The sequence below is a fragment of the Pseudomonas sp. PAGU 2196 genome (genome assembly GCF_022179005.1).
GTDB lineage: Bacteria > Pseudomonadota > Gammaproteobacteria > Pseudomonadales > Pseudomonadaceae > Aquipseudomonas > Aquipseudomonas kermanshahensis.
Genome location: NZ_BNTL01000046.1, coordinates 1 through 15,768 on the forward strand (window position 1 = coordinate 1; position 15,768 = coordinate 15,768).

Below are 15,768 nucleotides of genomic sequence, written 5' to 3' on the forward strand. Positions count from 1 at the left end.
CGCTATCCGTGAAGGCGGTCGCACCGTCGGCGCCGGCGTAGTAGCAAAAATTATTGAATAAGTAGTTGATTTACTTGATCAGGCCGGTATAATGGCCGGCCTGATACAGCGTTACAGGTCAGTAGCTCAATTGGCAGAGCGACGGTCTCCAAAACCGTAGGTTGGGGGTTCGATTCCCTCCTGACCTGCCATTCACCTCGGTGTGATTGGCTTTCTTCTCACAGGATCCTCCCCGATGACTCCCAAAACTGAAGCCCAAGAATCGCGTTTTGATCTGTTCAAGTGGCTGGCTGTAGTTGCTTTGGTGGTTGTTGGCGTCGTGGGTAATCAGTATTACTCCGCCTCCCCAATCCTGTATCGCGTACTCGCACTGCTCGCCCTGGCTGCGGCTGCTGGCTTTGTTGCCTTGCAGACTGCGAAGGGTAAGTCGTTCTTTGCGCTGGCGAAGGAAGCTCGTACCGAGATCCGTAAAGTCGTGTGGCCGACCCGCCAAGAAACCACTCAGACCACGCTGATTGTCGTGGCTGTAGTTCTGGTTATGGCGCTGCTGTTGTGGGGTCTTGATTCCCTGCTCGGCTGGGCGGTCTCCTTGATTGTTGGCTAAGGGTGTCCCGTGGCTAAGCGTTGGTACGTAGTGCATGCTTACTCGGGTTACGAGAAGCATGTGATGCGCTCGCTGATCGAGCGCGTCAAGCTGGCTGGCATGGAAGACGGTTTCGGCGAAATTCTGGTTCCGACCGAAGAAGTCGTTGAAATGCGTAACGGCCAAAAGCGCAAAAGTGAGCGCAAATTCTTCCCTGGCTATGTTCTGGTCCAGATGGAGATGAACGAAGGGACTTGGCACTTGGTCAAGGATACCCCTCGTGTGATGGGCTTTATTGGTGGTACCGCAGACAAGCCTGCGCCAATCACTGATAAAGAAGCTGAGGCTATCCTGCGTCGCGTTGCCGACGGCAGCGACAAGCCGAAGCCGAAGACGCTGTTCGAGCCAGGTGAAGTGGTTCGTGTTATTGACGGTCCGTTTGCTGACTTCAATGGCAGTGTCGAAGAGGTTAACTACGAAAAGAGTCGCCTTCAGGTGGCGGTGCTCATTTTCGGTCGCTCTACTCCGGTGGAGCTCGAGTTCAGCCAGGTCGAGAAGGTCTAGGCGAACGAAGCATCCCATACCCCGCAGCCCTGTGTGCTGCGGGGTTTTGTCGTCACTGGGATAAAACGCAAGTCATCCGGGGAGCCATCTGGCGTTTGTACCCGATTTTGGAGTAGCTCATGGCTAAGAAGATTCAGGCTTACATCAAGCTGCAAGTTAAGGCCGGCCAGGCCAACCCAAGCCCACCCGTTGGTCCAGCACTGGGCCAACACGGTGTGAACATCATGGAATTCTGCAAGGCCTTCAACGCCCGTACTCAGGGTCAAGAAGCCGGCCTGCCGACTCCTGTGATCATCACTGTTTACAGCGACCGTAGCTTCACTTTCGAGACCAAGAGCACCCCTGCCTCGGTTCTGCTGAAGAAAGCTGCTGGCCTGACCAGTGGTTCGGCTCGTCCGAACACCGTTAAAGTCGGTACCGTGACCCGTGCTCAGCTCGAAGAGATCGCCAAGACTAAACAGGCTGATCTGACCGCTGCTGACCTGGACGCTGCTGTACGCACCATCGCTGGCTCTGCCCGCAGCATGGGCCTGAACGTGGAGGGTGTGTAATGGCTAAGCTGACCAAGCGCCAAAAGGCCATTGCTTCGAAAATCGAAGCTGGCAAAGTTTACAACTTCGAAGAAGCAGCAGTGCTGCTGGCCGAACTGTCCACCGTGAAGTTCAGCGAATCCTTCGACGTTGCCGTCAACCTCGGCGTTGACCCGCGTAAATCCGACCAGGTCGTTCGTAGCGCTACTGTGCTGCCACACGGCACTGGCAAGACCGTACGCGTTGCCGTCTTCACCCAGGGTCCAGCTGCTGAGGCCGCTCTGGCTGCCGGCGCTGACCGTGTAGGTATGGACGATCTGGCTGCAGAAATGAAAGCCGGCGACCTGAACTATGACGTCGTCATCGCATCGCCTGATGCCATGCGCGTTGTTGGTCAGCTGGGTCAGGTTCTGGGTCCTCGCGGCCTGATGCCTAACCCGAAAGTGGGTACTGTGACTCCAGACGTAGCCGGCGCTGTCAAAAACGCCAAGGCTGGTCAGGTTCGCTACCGTACCGACAAGAACGGTATCATTCATACCTCCGTTGGCAAAGTCGGCTTCGAAGCTGGCAAGCTGAAGGAAAACGTTGAAGCCCTGATCGCTGATCTGAAGCGTATCAAGCCAGCTTCTTCGAAAGGTATCTACGTCAAGCGCGTTACCTTGAGCACCACTATGGGCCCAGGCCTGGTCATCGACCAGGGTTCGCTGAACGCGTAAGACCATGGCGGTGCGACGTGTCGCGCCGCCAGAAAAAAATTGGGGTCCCTGCCTGGCGGGGGCTATCCAAGACCGTAGGCGGCGCAAGCCTTAAACCACAAGCCTACGCAGATGGTGCTCCCGATTCGTTATCGAATCAGACACCAAAACGACATCCGGCTTCGGCCAGATGAAACGGTAGAAACCAGGAGTAAACCCGTGGCAATTAAACTCGAAGACAAGAAGGCCATCGTCGCTGAAGTCAACGAGGCTGCCAAAGTCGCTCTGTCCGCTGTCGTGGCTGATGCCCGTGGTGTGACTGTAGGCGCAATGACCGGACTCCGTAAAGAGGCTCGTGAAGCTGGCGTTTACGTACGTGTCGTACGTAACACCCTGCTCAAGCGCGCTGTTGCCGATACTGAATTCAGTATCCTCAACGACGCCTTCACTGGCCCGACCCTGATCGCTTTCTCCAACGAACACCCGGGCGCTGCTGCTCGTCTGTTCAAAGAGTTTGCCAAGGGTCAGGACAAGTTCGAGATCAAGGCAGCTGCGTTTGACGGCAAATTCATTGCCGCCAACCAGATCGATGTACTGGCTACCTTGCCGACCCGTGACGAAGCTATCGCACGTCTGATGAGCGTGATTCAAGGCGCCACCAGCAAGCTGGCTCGTACTCTGGCGGCCGTTCGCGACCAGAAAGAAGCTGCTGCTGCCTAAGGCGGCGTAACCTCTTTCAAAATCATTTGTTTAATTTGATGGCTGCGAAGGCTGTCACCCCAATACAGGATTTAAGTCATGTCCCTGACTAACGAGCAAATCATCGAAGCAATCGGCCAGAAAACCGTTCTGGAAGTTGTTGAGCTGATCAAAGCTATGGAAGAAACCTTCGGCGTTACCGCTGCTGTTGCCGCTGCTGGCCCAGCTGCTGCTGCTGCCGTTGTTGAAGAGCAAACCGAGTTCAACGTTGTTCTGGTTGAAGCCGGCGAGAAGAAAGTAAACGTGATCAAGGCCGTTCGTGAACTGACCGGTCTGGGCCTGAAAGAAGCCAAAGAGAAAGTCGACGGCGCTCCTCAGGTCGTAGCTGAAGGCGTTTCGAAAGAAGCCGCTGAAGACGCTAAGAAGAAGCTGGAAGAAGCAGGCGCTAAAGTCGAGCTGAAGTAATTTCGACTTTGCGATGCCAGCCTGAGCGTTGAGCACAAGGCTGATGGCTGGTGGCTTATGCCACCGGCCTTTTTCCGTTATTGGTGGCCGATCAGATCGGCCCCGATAACGAGCTGCAAGACACCCATGTGGGTGGCGCAAACCAAGGGGTTTGCACGATTTTCTGGCTGCTCCCGCCGGGAGAAGCCAAACAAGCAGGTGACCAAGCTGGGGAACGCTGATGGCTTACTCATACACTGAGAAAAAACGTATCCGCAAGGACTTTAGCAAGTTGCCGGACGTCATGGATGTGCCTTACCTCCTGGCCATCCAGCTGGATTCGTATCGCGAATTCCTGCAAGCGGGAGCATCCAAGGATCAGTTCCGCGACGTCGGCCTGCACGCGGCCTTCAAATCGGTATTCCCGATCATCAGCTACTCCGGCAATGCTGCCCTGGAGTACGTAGGCTATCGCCTGGGCGAACCCGCCTTCGATGTGAAGGAATGTGTCCTGCGTGGCGTGACCTTCGCGGTCCCACTGCGGGTCAAGGTGCGCCTGATCATCTTCGACAAGGAATCGTCGAACAAAGCGATCAAGGACATCAAAGAGCAAGAAGTCTACATGGGTGAAATCCCCCTGATGACTGAGAACGGTACCTTCGTAATCAACGGTACCGAGCGTGTGATCGTTTCCCAGCTGCACCGTTCGCCTGGTGTGTTCTTCGACCACGACCGTGGCAAGACGCACAGCTCCGGCAAGCTGCTGTACTCCGCTCGCATCATCCCTTACCGCGGCTCCTGGCTGGACTTCGAGTTCGACCCGAAGGACTGCGTGTTCGTGCGTATCGACCGTCGCCGCAAACTGCCGGCCTCGGTACTGCTGCGCGCACTGGGTTACAGCACCGAAGAGGTTCTGAACACCTTCTACACCACCAACGTGTTCCACGTTTCCGGCGAAAAACTCAGCCTGGAACTGGTACCTCAGCGTCTGCGTGGTGAAGTTGCGGTCATGGACATCCATGACGAAACCGGCAAGGTCATTGTCGAGCAGGGTCGCCGCATCACTGCGCGCCACATCAACCAGCTCGAGAAAGCCGGCGTCAAGCAGCTCGACGTTCCTATGGAATACGTCCTGGGCCGCACCACCGCCAAGGCTATCGTGCATCCGGCTACCGGCGAGATCCTGGCCGAGTGCAACACCGAGCTGACCACCGAGCTGCTGATCAAGGTCGCCAAGGCACAGGTCGTCCGTATCGAGACCCTGTACACCAACGACATCGATTGCGGTCCGTTCATCTCGGACACCCTGAAGATCGACACCACCAGCAACCAGCTGGAAGCCCTGGTCGAAATCTATCGCATGATGCGTCCAGGCGAGCCGCCAACCAAGGATGCTGCCGAGACCCTGTTCAACAACCTGTTCTTCAGCGCCGAGCGTTACGACCTGTCCGCCGTAGGCCGCATGAAGTTCAACCGTCGTATCGGTCGTACCGAGATCGAAGGTTCGGGCGTGCTGAGCAAGGAAGACATCGTCGAGGTCCTCAAGACCCTGGTCGACATCCGTAACGGCAAAGGCATCGTCGACGACATCGACCACCTGGGTAACCGTCGCGTACGTTGCGTCGGCGAAATGGCCGAGAACCAGTTCCGTGTTGGCCTGGTGCGCGTTGAGCGTGCGGTCAAGGAACGTCTGTCGATGGCTGAAAGCGAAGGCCTGATGCCGCAAGACCTGATCAACGCCAAGCCGGTAGCGGCGGCGGTGAAAGAGTTCTTCGGTTCCAGCCAGCTGTCGCAGTTCATGGACCAGAACAACCCGCTCTCCGAGATCACCCACAAGCGCCGCGTTTCTGCACTCGGCCCTGGCGGTCTGACCCGTGAGCGTGCTGGCTTCGAAGTCCGTGACGTACACCCGACCCACTACGGCCGTGTGTGCCCGATCGAGACCCCTGAAGGTCCGAACATCGGTCTGATCAACTCCCTGGCAGCCTATGCCCGCACCAACCAGTACGGCTTCCTCGAAAGCCCGTATCGCGTGGTGAAGGAAGGCGTGGTCAGCGACGACATCGTGTTCCTGTCGGCCATTGAAGAAGCGGATCACGTTATCGCCCAGGCTTCGGCCGCGATGAACGAGAAGAAGCAGCTGATCGATGAGCTGGTAGCGGTTCGTCACCTGAACGAATTCACCGTCAAGGCGCCAGAAGACGTCACCTTGATGGACGTTTCGCCGAAGCAGGTTGTTTCGGTCGCAGCGTCGCTGATTCCGTTCCTCGAGCACGACGACGCCAACCGTGCACTCATGGGTTCGAACATGCAGCGTCAGGCTGTACCGACCCTGCGCGCTGACAAGCCGCTGGTAGGTACCGGCATGGAGCGCAACGTTGCCCGTGACTCCGGCGTCTGCGTCGTGGCCCGTCGTGGCGGCGTGATCGACTCGGTCGATGCCAGCCGTATCGTCGTGCGTGTTGCCGATGACGAAGTCGAAACCGGTGAAGCAGGTGTAGATATCTACAACCTGACCAAATACACCCGTTCGAACCAGAACACTTGCATCAACCAGCGTCCGCTGGTCAGCAAGGGTGATGTGGTCAAGCGTCACGACATCATGGCCGACGGCCCGTCCACCGATATGGGTGAACTGGCACTGGGTCAGAACATGCGCATCGCGTTCATGGCGTGGAACGGCTTCAACTTCGAAGACTCCATCTGCCTGTCGGAGCGTGTGGTTCAGGAAGATCGCTTCACCACGATCCACATTCAGGAACTGACCTGTGTGGCGCGTGACACCAAGCTTGGCCCAGAGGAAATCACCGCAGACATCCCGAACGTGGGTGAAGCTGCGCTGAACAAGCTGGACGAAGCCGGTATCGTTTACGTAGGTGCCGAAGTCGGCGCTGGCGACATTCTGGTTGGTAAGGTCACTCCGAAAGGCGAGACCCAACTGACGCCGGAAGAGAAGCTGCTGCGTGCCATCTTCGGTGAGAAGGCAAGCGACGTTAAAGACACCTCCCTGCGTGTACCAACCGGCACCAAGGGTACTGTCATCGACGTCCAGGTCTTCACCCGTGACGGCGTTGAGCGCGACAGCCGCGCCCTGGCCATCGAGAAGATGCAGCTGGACGAGATCCGCAAGGACCTCAACGAAGAGTTCCGCATCGTCGAAGGTGCAACCTTCGAGCGTCTGCGTTCCGCCCTGAACGGCCAAGTGGTCGACGGTGGTGCGGGCCTGAAGAAAGGCACCGTGATCACTGACGAAGTACTGGACGGTCTGGAGCACGGCCAGTGGTTCAAACTGCGCATGGCCGAAGACGCGCTGAACGAACAGCTGGAAAAGGCTCAGGCTTACATCGTCGATCGCCGTCGTCTGCTGGACGACAAGTTCGAAGACAAGAAGCGCAAGCTGCAGCAAGGCGACGACCTGGCACCGGGCGTACTGAAGATCGTCAAGGTCTACCTGGCTATCCGCCGCCGCATCCAGCCGGGCGACAAGATGGCAGGCCGTCACGGTAACAAAGGTGTGGTCTCGGTGATCATGCCGGTCGAAGACATGCCGCACGACGCCAACGGTACTCCGGTCGACGTCGTACTGAACCCACTGGGCGTACCTTCGCGTATGAACGTTGGTCAGATCCTTGAAACCCACCTGGGCCTCGCGGCCAAAGGCCTGGGCGAGAAGATCGACCGGATGCTCGAAGAGCAGCGCAAAGCCGCTGAGCTGCGCGTGTTCCTGACCGAGATCTACAACGAGATCGGCGGTCGTCAGGAAAGCCTGGAAGAGTTCACCGACGCAGAGATCCTTGCCCTGGCGAACAACCTGAAGAAGGGCGTGCCTATGGCTACCCCAGTCTTCGACGGTGCCAAGGAAAGCGAGATCAAGGCCATGCTGAAACTGGCAGACATGCCAGAAAGCGGCCAGATGGTGCTGTTCGATGGCCGTACCGGCAACAAGTTCGAGCGTCCTGTGACCGTTGGTTACATGTACATGCTCAAGCTGAACCACTTGGTGGACGACAAGATGCACGCGCGTTCCACTGGTTCCTATAGCCTGGTTACCCAGCAGCCGCTGGGTGGTAAGGCGCAGTTCGGTGGTCAGCGTTTCGGGGAGATGGAAGTGTGGGCGCTGGAAGCATACGGCGCGGCATACACCCTGCAAGAAATGCTCACAGTGAAGTCGGACGACGTGAACGGCCGTACCAAGATGTACAAGAACATCGTGGATGGCGATCACCGTATGGAGCCGGGCATGCCCGAGTCCTTCAACGTGTTGATCAAAGAGATCCGTTCGCTCGGTATCGATATCGATCTGGAAACCGAATAACACGTGACGCGAAGGGGAGCGGGGCAGGTAATGCCCGCTTCCTGCTCCGCCAGGAGGAAAGGCCTTGAAAGACCTACTGAATTTGCTGAAAAACCAGGGTCAAGTCGAAGAGTTCGACGCCATCCGCATCGGTCTGGCGTCGCCTGAAATGATCCGTTCGTGGTCGTTCGGTGAAGTTAAGAAGCCGGAAACCATCAACTACCGTACGTTCAAACCTGAGCGTGACGGCCTGTTCTGCGCCAAGATCTTTGGCCCAGTCAAGGACTACGAGTGCCTGTGCGGCAAGTACAAGCGCCTCAAGCACCGCGGTGTGATCTGCGAGAAGTGCGGCGTTGAAGTTGCCCTGGCCAAGGTTCGTCGTGAGCGCATGGCGCACATCGAATTGGCCTCGCCGGTTGCCCACATCTGGTTCCTGAAGTCGCTGCCGTCCCGTATCGGCCTGCTGATGGACATGACCCTGCGTGATATCGAGCGCGTTCTCTACTTCGAGAGCTACGTCGTTATCGACCCAGGCATGACCACCCTTGAAAAAGGCCAGCTGCTGAACGACGAGCAGTACTTCGAAGCGCTGGAAGAGTTCGGTGACGACTTCGACGCCCGCATGGGTGCCGAGGCTGTCCGCGAGCTGCTGCACGCTATCGACCTGGAGCACGAGATCGGTCGCCTGCGTGAAGAGATTCCGCAGACCAACTCGGAAACCAAGATCAAGAAGCTGTCCAAGCGCCTGAAGCTGATGGAAGCTTTCCAGGGCTCGGGCAACCTGCCTGAGTGGATGGTCCTGACCGTCCTGCCAGTACTGCCGCCGGACCTGCGTCCGCTGGTACCGCTGGATGGCGGCCGCTTCGCGACCTCCGACCTGAACGACCTGTATCGTCGGGTGATCAACCGTAACAACCGTCTGAAGCGCCTGCTCGATCTGTCGGCGCCAGACATCATCGTGCGCAACGAAAAGCGCATGCTGCAGGAAGCGGTCGACGCCCTGCTGGACAACGGCCGTCGCGGTCGCGCCATCACTGGCTCGAACAAGCGTCCGCTGAAGTCCCTGGCTGACATGATCAAAGGTAAGCAAGGTCGTTTCCGTCAGAACTTGCTCGGTAAGCGCGTGGACTACTCCGGCCGTTCGGTAATTACCGTAGGCCCGACCCTGCGTCTGCACCAGTGCGGTCTGCCGAAGAAAATGGCCCTCGAGCTGTTCAAGCCGTTCATTTTCGGCAAGCTGGAAATGCGTGGTCTGGCGACCACCATCAAGGCTGCCAAGAAGATGGTCGAGCGCGAGCTGCCAGAGGTGTGGGACGTTCTCGCCGAGGTCATCCGCGAACACCCCGTACTGCTCAACCGTGCACCGACCCTTCACCGTCTGGGTATCCAGGCGTTCGAGCCTGTGCTCATCGAAGGTAAGGCGATCCAGCTGCACCCGTTGGTCTGTGCGGCGTACAACGCCGACTTCGACGGTGACCAGATGGCCGTTCACGTGCCGCTGACGCTGGAAGCCCAGCTCGAAGCGCGCGCGCTGATGATGTCGACCAACAACATTCTGTCGCCAGCCAACGGTGAGCCAATCATCGTTCCGTCGCAGGACGTTGTACTGGGTCTGTACTACATGACCCGTGAAGCCATCAACGCCAAGGGCGAAGGTCGCGTATTCGCAGACCTGCAAGAAGTCGACCGCGTATTCCGCGCCGGCGAAGCTGCCCTGCACGCGAAAATCAAGGTCCGTATCAACGAGACCGTGAATGACCGTGATGGCTCCGTCACCAAGAACACCCGCATCGTCGACACCACCGTCGGCCGTGCGCTGTTGTTCCAGGTTGTACCGGCAGGTCTGCCGTACGACGTGGTCAACCAGCCGATGAAGAAGAAAGCGATCTCCAAGCTGATCAACCAGTGCTACCGCGTGGTTGGTCTGAAAGAGACCGTCATCTTCGCTGACCAGCTGATGTACACCGGTTTTGCCTACTCGACCATTTCCGGCGTTTCGATCGGTGTTAACGACTTCGTTATCCCGGACGAAAAAGCACGCATCATCGGTACTGCTACCGACGAAGTGAAGGAAATCGAGAGCCAGTACGCCTCCGGCCTGGTAACCCAGGGCGAGAAGTACAACAAGGTCATCGACTTGTGGTCGAAGGCGAACGACGAAGTGTCCAAGGCGATGATGGCCAACCTCTCGAAAGAGAAGGTCATCGACCGCGAGGGCAAGGAAGTCGAGCAAGAGTCCTTCAACTCGATGTACATGATGGCTGACTCGGGTGCGCGGGGTTCCGCAGCACAGATCCGTCAGCTGGCCGGTATGCGTGGTCTGATGGCCAAGCCGGACGGCTCGATCATCGAGACGCCGATCACCGCGAACTTCCGTGAAGGTCTGAGCGTACTGCAGTACTTCATCTCGACTCACGGTGCTCGTAAGGGTCTGGCGGATACCGCACTGAAAACTGCGAACTCCGGTTATCTGACGCGTCGTCTGGTAGACGTGGCGCAAGATCTGGTCGTGACCGAGATCGACTGTGGCACCGACCACGGCCTGCTGATGACTCCGCACATCGAAGGCGGTGACGTTGTCGAGCCGCTGGGTGAGCGCGTACTGGGTCGTGTCATTGCCCGTGACGTGTTCAAGCCAGGCACCGAGGACGTCATCGTCCCAGCCGGTACCCTGGTTGACGAGCAGTGGGTTGAGTTCATCGAGCTGAATAGCATCGACGAAGTTATCGTGCGTTCGCCGATCAACTGCGAAACCCGCTACGGTATCTGCGCCAAGTGCTACGGTCGTGACCTGGCTCGTGGTCACCAGGTGAACATCGGTGAAGCTGTCGGCGTTATCGCTGCACAGTCGATTGGTGAGCCGGGTACCCAGCTGACCATGCGTACGTTCCACATCGGTGGTGCTGCAAGCCGGACCTCGGCTGCCGACAGCGTCCAGGTGAAGAACGGCGGTATGGTTCGTCTGCACAACCTGAAGCAGGTCGTGCGCGCCGATGGCAACCTGGTTGCCGTATCGCGTTCCGGCGAGCTGGCCATTGCCGATGAATTCGGTCGTGAGCGTGAGCGTTACAAGCTGCCTTACGGTGCGGTCATTTCGGTCAAGGAAGGTGACAAGGTCGAAGCTGGCGCCATCGTCGCCAAGTGGGACCCGCACACCCACCCGATCGTTACCGAACTGAAAGGTACCGTGACCTTCGTGGGCATGGAAGAAAACATCACCATCAAGCGTCAGACCGACGAACTGACTGGTTTGACCAACATCGAAGTTCTGGACGTCAAGGATCGCCCTGCCGCAGGCAAGGAAATCCGTCCGGCAATCAAGATGGTCGATGCCAACGGCAAGGACCTGTACCTGCCAGGTACCGACGTACCGGCTCAGTACTTCCTGCCGGCCAACGCCCTCGTCGGTGTGGCTGACGGTGCACAGATCGGTGTTGGTGACGTTATCGCGCGTATCCCGCAAGAAACGTCGAAGACACGTGACATCACCGGTGGTCTGCCGCGCGTTGCCGACTTGTTCGAAGCGCGTCGTCCGAAAGAAGCCTCGATTCTGGCTGAAGTCAGCGGCACCATCGCGTTCGGTAAAGAGACCAAAGGCAAGCGCCGTCTGGTCATTACGCCGACCGACGGTAGCGATCCGTACGAAGAGCTGATTCCGAAGTGGCGCCACCTGAACGTCTTCGAAGGCGAACAGGTAAACCGCGGCGAAGTTATCTCCGACGGCCCGAGCGATCCGCACGACATCCTGCGTCTGCTGGGTGTGAGCGCGCTGGCCAAGTACATCGTCAACGAGATCCAGGACGTTTACCGCCTGCAAGGCGTTAAGATCAACGACAAGCACATCGAGACCATCCTGCGTCAGATGCTGCGTAAGGTCGAGATCGCCGAGTCGGGTGATTCCAGCTTCATCAAGGGCGACCAGATGGAACTGACTCACGTACTGGTCGAGAACGAGCGTCTCGCTAGCGAAGACAAGTTCATCTCGAAGTTCTCGCGTGTGCTGCTGGGTATCACCAAGGCGTCGCTGTCGACCGAATCGTTCATCTCCGCGGCTTCCTTCCAGGAAACCACCCGCGTACTGACCGAAGCGGCCGTCACCGGCAAGCGCGATTACCTGCGCGGCCTGAAAGAGAACGTGGTCGTGGGTCGTCTGATCCCGGCCGGTACCGGTCTGGCTTACCACAGCGAGCGCAAGCGCCGCCGTGATGCCGACAAACCGCTGCGTGTGAGCGCCAGTGAGGTGGAAGCCGCACTGACCGAAGCGCTGAATTCCAGCGGTAACTAAGTACAGGGCAGGGCCCCGGCAAGCCCCGAACGGCCATCGTCGACATGAATTGTTGCCGATGACCGGGCGGGGAGGGCCGGGGCCTCGTCTTGACTGGGTGCAAGATCCTCCGTAGACTTTTGTACCCTTAAATTTGGTGAGGCTCCGTCTCGCCAATTTTTGGCTTTCTTGCAAGACAATAGAGTCGCAAGACAATCAGTGGAGCTAGTAGATGGCAACTATCAACCAGCTGGTACGTCAGCCGCGTAAGCGTTCGGTCGAGAAGTCCGACGTTCCTGCGCTGCAGAACTGCCCGCAACGTCGTGGCGTGTGCACCCGCGTGTACACCACCACGCCGAAAAAACCTAACTCGGCACTGCGTAAAGTTTGCCGTGTGCGTCTGACCAACGGTTTCGAGGTTTCCTCGTACATCGGCGGTGAAGGCCACAACCTGCAAGAGCACAGCGTCGTCCTGATCCGTGGCGGCCGTGTAAAAGACTTGCCAGGTGTTCGTTACCACACCGTTCGCGGCTCTCTGGATACTTCGGGCGTTAAAGGCCGTAACCAGGGTCGTTCGAAGTACGGTACCAAGCGTCCGAAGTAATCGGTCGTTTGCACCCATCCATTTTTTTGAGTCGATAAGAGTAAGGTCGGGCAGGGGTCGAAGACCCACGTCCCGGGCTAACCTGAAGACCGTTTGAGGGCTTATCATGCCAAGACGTCGTGTAGCAGCAAAACGTGAGATTCTGGACGATCCTAAATACGGATCCCAAATCCTCGCCAAGTTCATGAACCACGTGATGGAAAGCGGCAAGAAGGCCGTGGCCGAGCGCATCGTTTACGGTGCACTGGACAAGGTCAAAGAGCGCAAGAACAGCGACCCCCTGGAAATCTTCGAGAAAGCTCTCGACGCCATCGCTCCGCTGGTCGAAGTAAAGTCCCGTCGTGTCGGCGGTGCCACTTACCAGGTTCCGGTTGAAGTTCGTCCATCCCGTCGTAATGCTCTGGCAATGCGCTGGCTCGTAGACTACGCCCGCAAGCGCGGCGAGAAGTCGATGGCTCTGCGCCTGGCTGGCGAGCTGCTGGATGCTGCTGAAGGCAAGGGTGCTGCAGTCAAGAAGCGTGAAGACGTTCACCGTATGGCTGAAGCCAACAAAGCGTTCTCGCACTACCGCTTCTAATTCAAGCATCAATCATTTTGCGAGGGCTTTATGGCTCGTACTACAGCAATTAACCGCTACCGTAACATTGGTATCTGTGCCCACGTTGACGCGGGCAAGACCACCACTACCGAGCGGATCCTGTTCTACACAGGCCTGAGCCACAAGATGGGCGAGGTGCACGACGGCGCCGCGACCACCGACTGGATGGTTCAGGAGCAGGAGCGGGGTATTACCATTACCTCCGCTGCCGTAACTACCTTCTGGAAAGGTTCTGTTGGTCAGTACGACAACTACCGCGTAAACGTCATCGATACCCCCGGCCACGTTGACTTCACCATTGAAGTAGAGCGTTCGCTGCGCGTACTCGACGGCGCGGTCGTTGTGTTCTGCGGTACCTCCGGCGTTGAACCTCAGTCCGAAACCGTATGGCGTCAGGCCAACAAATACGGCGTTCCACGTGTTGTTTACGTGAACAAGATGGACCGTGCCGGTGCAAACTTCCTGCGCGTCGTAGGTCAGATCAAGAACCGTCTGGGTCACACCCCGGTTCCTGTTCAGCTGGCCATCGGTTCGGAAGATAACTTCCAGGGTCAGGTCGACCTGATCAAGATGAAGGCTATCTACTGGAACGACGACGACAAAGGCACCACCTATCGCGAGGAAGAAATTCCTGCCGATATGCTGGAGCTGGCTGAAGAGTGGCGCTCCAACATGGTTGAAGCGGCTGCCGAGGCCAGCGAAGAGCTGATGAACAAGTACCTGGAAGGCGAAGAGCTGACCGTCGAAGAGATCAAAGCCGGTCTGCGCGCGCGCACCCTGGCCAGCGAAATCGTACCGGCCGTCTGCGGTTCGTCGTTCAAGAACAAGGGCGTTCCCCTGGTTCTCGACGCCGTCATCGACTACCTGCCTGCTCCGACCGAGATTCCTGCAATCCAGGGTATCAACCCGGATGACAAGGATCTGGACAAAGACGATCCGGCTGTTCGTAAAGACGAGCGTCACGCTGACGACGACGAGCCGTTCTCGGCTCTGGCGTTCAAGATCGCGACTGACCCGTTCGTGGGTACTCTGACCTTCGTTCGCGTCTACTCGGGTGTTCTGACCTCCGGTGACTCCGTCATCAACTCGGTCAAGGGCAAGAAAGAGCGCGTTGGTCGTATGGTGCAGATGCACGCCAACCAGCGTGAAGAGATCAAGGAAGTGCGCGCTGGCGACATCGCGGCCCTGATCGGCATGAAGGACGTGACCACAGGCGAAACCCTGTGCAACGCCGACAAGCCAATCATCCTTGAGCGTATGGACTTCCCTGAGCCGGTTATTTCGCTCTCCGTAGAGCCGAAAACCAAGGCTGACCAGGAGAAGATGGGTATCGCTCTGGGCAAGCTGGCCCAGGAAGACCCATCGTTCCGCGTCAAGACCGACGAAGAGACTGGTCAGACCATCATCTCGGGCATGGGTGAGCTGCACCTGGACATCCTCGTTGATCGCATGAAGCGCGAGTTCAACGTCGAAGCCAACATCGGTAAGCCTCAGGTTTCGTACCGCGAGAAGATCACCAAGTCCAACGTCGAGATCGAAGGCAAGTTCGTTCGTCAGTCGGGCGGTCGTGGTCAGTTCGGTCACTGCTGGATCCGTTTCTCGGAGCCGGACGTCGACGAGAAGGGCAACATCACCGAAGGTCTGGTCTTCACCAACGAAGTCGTTGGTGGTGTGATTCCTAAGGAATTCATCGCCCCGATCCAGAAGGGTATCGAAGAGCAGATGAAAAACGGCGTTGTTGCCGGCTATCCGCTGCTCGGCCTGAAGGCCACGGTATTCGACGGTTCGTACCACGACGTCGACTCCAACGAAATGGCGTTCAAAATCGCTGCTTCGATGGCGACCAAGCAACTGGCCCAGAAGGGCGGTGGCGTGGTGCTTGAGCCGATCATGAAGGTCGAAGTTGTAACCCCGGAAGACTACCTGGGTGACGTGATGGGTGACCTGAGCCGTCGTCGCGGGATGATCCAGGGTAATGAAGACTCGGTGTCCGGCAAGGTAATCACTGCTGAGGTACCGCTCGGAGAAATGTTCGGTTATGCGACCGACGTTCGTTCCATGTCTCAGGGTCGCGCAAGCTACTCCATGGAATTCTCCAAATACGCCGAAGCTCCGTCGAACATCGTCGAAGCACTCGTTAAAAAACAAGGCTAATCCCCTTTAGGCAAGAGGTTCACTGTCGTGGCTAAAGAAAAATTTGATCGTTCCCTTCCCCACGTTAACGTCGGCACCATTGGCCACGTTGACCACGGTAAGACCACTCTGACCGCAGCTCTGACTCGCGTCTGCTCCGAAGTTTTCGGTTCGGCAGTCGTTGAGTTCGACAAGATCGACTCGGCTCCGGAAGAAAAAGCGCGCGGTATCACCATCAACACCGCTCACGTCGAGTACAACTCGAACATTCGTCACTACGCTCACGTCGACTGCCCAGGTCACGCTGACTACGTGAAGAACATGATCACCGGTGCTGCTCAGATGGACGGCGCGATCCTG

At 57.7% G+C, this 15,768-nt stretch carries 13 protein-coding genes and 1 tRNA gene; all 14 read left to right on the plus strand.

The window, feature by feature from the left end:
• Positions 1-115: 115 nt before the first annotated feature.
• Positions 116-191 (plus strand) — tRNA-Trp (locus tag MFF34_RS27295).
• A gap of 44 nt (positions 192-235) precedes the next feature.
• Positions 236-604, plus strand: a complete 369-nt coding sequence (gene secE, locus MFF34_RS27300; protein ID WP_027595465.1) for a preprotein translocase subunit SecE — start codon at positions 236-238, stop codon at positions 602-604.
• 9 nt (positions 605-613) lie between these two features.
• On the plus strand, positions 614-1,147 hold the full coding sequence (gene nusG / locus MFF34_RS27305) for a transcription termination/antitermination protein NusG (protein WP_003255501.1): 534 nt from the start codon (positions 614-616) through the stop codon (positions 1,145-1,147).
• Positions 1,148-1,266: 119 nt separating this feature from the next.
• The gene (gene rplK / locus MFF34_RS27310) at positions 1,267-1,698 is read left to right on the plus strand and encodes a 50S ribosomal protein L11 (RefSeq protein WP_027595466.1); all 432 of its coding nucleotides are present in this window, start codon (positions 1,267-1,269) and stop codon (positions 1,696-1,698) included.
• Positions 1,698-2,393: a 50S ribosomal protein L1 gene (gene rplA, locus MFF34_RS27315; protein WP_027595467.1), complete on the plus strand. Its 696-nt coding sequence runs from the start codon at positions 1,698-1,700 to the stop codon at positions 2,391-2,393. Before rplK ends, rplA begins: the two co-directional genes overlap by 1 nt.
• A gap of 198 nt (positions 2,394-2,591) precedes the next feature.
• The gene (gene rplJ / locus MFF34_RS27320) at positions 2,592-3,092 is read left to right on the plus strand and encodes a 50S ribosomal protein L10 (RefSeq protein ID WP_238217691.1); all 501 of its coding nucleotides are present in this window, start codon (positions 2,592-2,594) and stop codon (positions 3,090-3,092) included.
• A gap of 78 nt (positions 3,093-3,170) precedes the next feature.
• Entirely contained in the window at positions 3,171-3,536 is a 366-nt protein-coding gene (rplL, locus tag MFF34_RS27325) for a 50S ribosomal protein L7/L12 (protein WP_007957596.1), read from the plus strand.
• Positions 3,537-3,586: 50 nt separating this feature from the next.
• Entirely contained in the window at positions 3,587-3,757 is a 171-nt protein-coding gene (locus MFF34_RS27330; protein WP_155951450.1) for a hypothetical protein, read from the plus strand.
• Positions 3,757-7,830, plus strand: a complete 4,074-nt coding sequence (gene rpoB / locus MFF34_RS27335) for a DNA-directed RNA polymerase subunit beta (RefSeq protein ID WP_027595469.1) — start codon at positions 3,757-3,759, stop codon at positions 7,828-7,830. Before MFF34_RS27330 ends, rpoB begins: the two co-directional genes overlap by 1 nt.
• Positions 7,831-7,894: 64 nt before the next feature.
• Positions 7,895-12,094, plus strand: a complete 4,200-nt coding sequence (rpoC, locus tag MFF34_RS27340; RefSeq protein ID WP_027595470.1) for a DNA-directed RNA polymerase subunit beta' — start codon at positions 7,895-7,897, stop codon at positions 12,092-12,094.
• A gap of 211 nt (positions 12,095-12,305) precedes the next feature.
• On the plus strand, positions 12,306-12,677 hold the full coding sequence (gene rpsL / locus MFF34_RS27345; RefSeq protein WP_003255492.1) for a 30S ribosomal protein S12: 372 nt from the start codon (positions 12,306-12,308) through the stop codon (positions 12,675-12,677).
• A gap of 106 nt (positions 12,678-12,783) precedes the next feature.
• Entirely contained in the window at positions 12,784-13,254 is a 471-nt protein-coding gene (gene rpsG / locus MFF34_RS27350; RefSeq protein ID WP_008089143.1) for a 30S ribosomal protein S7, read from the plus strand.
• Between the two features lie 30 nt (positions 13,255-13,284).
• A complete protein-coding gene (gene fusA, locus MFF34_RS27355; protein WP_027595471.1) occupies positions 13,285-15,429 on the plus strand; it encodes an elongation factor G in 2,145 nt (714 codons plus the stop codon).
• 27 nt (positions 15,430-15,456) lie between these two features.
• Positions 15,457-15,768 (plus strand): GTP-binding protein (locus MFF34_RS27360; RefSeq protein WP_023631087.1); only part of this gene is annotated, 312 nt, incomplete at its 3' end.